Here is a 1233-nt window from a genome sequence, read left to right as displayed (position 1 = left end):
AGCTTGGCAGTCATTAGATGAAAGCGAAAAAAATGCTATTGGCATGACTGAGTTTAAACGCATCAAGTCAATGATTGTAATCGATGCTGAATACAGTGAGGTACCAAATGGACAATAACGAATTACAGCGAACAGAAGATTGGTTCTCTGCGCGCAGAGGCAAAGTAACTGCGTCGCGTCTATATGACGCGGTAGCAACTCAAAAAAATGGCAGCTACTACGCCGCTCGTGAAAATTACATAGTTGAGATTGCTCTTGAAATTATCACAGGTAATACGCCTGATTCATTCAAAAGTGATGCAATGCAACGTGGTATTGATTTAGAGCCAAAAGCCAAAGAGGCTTATACGCTTTCAACAATGAACGAAGTACAAGACGTGGGATTTATTGACCACCCTACCATTGAGCGATTTGGTGCAAGTCCTGACGGTTTAATCCTGGACATGATGGGTGAGCCATTAAAAAAAGGCATTGAGATCAAATGCCCAAATAGTGCAACTCATTTAAAAACGCTAGAAACAGGTGTGATTAATCCTCAGTACATTTATCAGATGTACGCGCAAATGATGTGTACTGGATTCGATCATTGGGTATTTATGAGCTATGACGACCGATTCCCTGCTCATTTACAGAGCTTTATTGTTGAGATTGGAATTACTGATGAGATCAAAGAAAAAATTGAATTTGAAGTTAATAAATTCAATGCAGAAGTTGATCAGATTGTTGAAAAATTAATGAATATTAAAGAGGTGGCGTGATGAAAGATTTTGCAAAAGTATTTTACGGAAAAGATCACGACTTTTTATGTCAAAAAGTCTATGACGAAGATGATGAAAAATACGGCATATCTATTTCTGTTGAGCTGGATGGTGCCGAAGCTGCACAAAAACTTTTGTACGACAGTAAAGAAGGTCGCGACAAATGGTGGGGTGAAATCATCAAATTAGATGTGGAAAAAGTCGAAAAGCTAATGAGTGAAGCAATAGAAAAAACAGAAGGCTTTTTGAAATTAACAAAGGATGGTGAATGATGAGTAATAAGAGATGGTTTGCATATAGCGATATCCATGGAATGGAAATATTCACATCAGAAAGTGAGGCTAGAGAAAAAACAGAATTTCTGATTCAAGATCTACTTGAAATTGATGGTGCTTGGAATGAATCTGTTGAATCTGTCTGTTTTGGTAAAGTTGTAGCAATTGCCACTAAAGAAAACGAGCGTACATCTGACAAC

General features: G+C 37.8%; 3 protein-coding genes. All 3 read left to right on the top strand.

Translation table 11 applies throughout. The features are described 5' to 3' along the window. Window positions 1-107: 107 nt before the first annotated feature. On the top strand, window positions 108-758 hold the full coding sequence (locus BZK16_RS13905) for a lambda exonuclease family protein (RefSeq protein WP_077929472.1): 651 nt from the start codon (window positions 108-110) through the stop codon (window positions 756-758). Then, window positions 758-1030 carry a hypothetical protein gene (locus BZK16_RS13900; protein WP_077929471.1) on the top strand — a complete coding sequence of 91 codons (273 nt, stop codon included), beginning with the start codon at window positions 758-760 and terminating at the stop codon, window positions 1028-1030. The genes BZK16_RS13905 and BZK16_RS13900 overlap by 1 nt, the downstream gene beginning before the upstream one ends. After that, the coding region (locus BZK16_RS13895; RefSeq protein WP_143691209.1) for a hypothetical protein at window positions 1030-1233 on the top strand (204 nt) is incomplete at its 3' end. The genes BZK16_RS13900 and BZK16_RS13895, both read left to right, overlap by 1 nt.

Source organism: Wohlfahrtiimonas populi, from assembly GCF_002006795.1.
GTDB classification, from domain to species: domain Bacteria; phylum Pseudomonadota; class Gammaproteobacteria; order Cardiobacteriales; family Wohlfahrtiimonadaceae; genus Wohlfahrtiimonas; species Wohlfahrtiimonas populi.
This window is presented reverse-complemented; position numbering and strand designations above follow the sequence as displayed.

What these genes read in the sequence shown, in the direction of transcription:
- BZK16_RS13905 (WP_077929472.1), top strand. Translation starts at nt 108, where the DNA reads ATGGACAATAACGAATTACAGCGAACAGAAGATTGGTTCTCTGCGCGC.
- BZK16_RS13900 (WP_077929471.1), top strand. Translation starts at nt 758, where the DNA reads ATGAAAGATTTTGCAAAAGTATTTTACGGAAAAGATCACGACTTTTTA.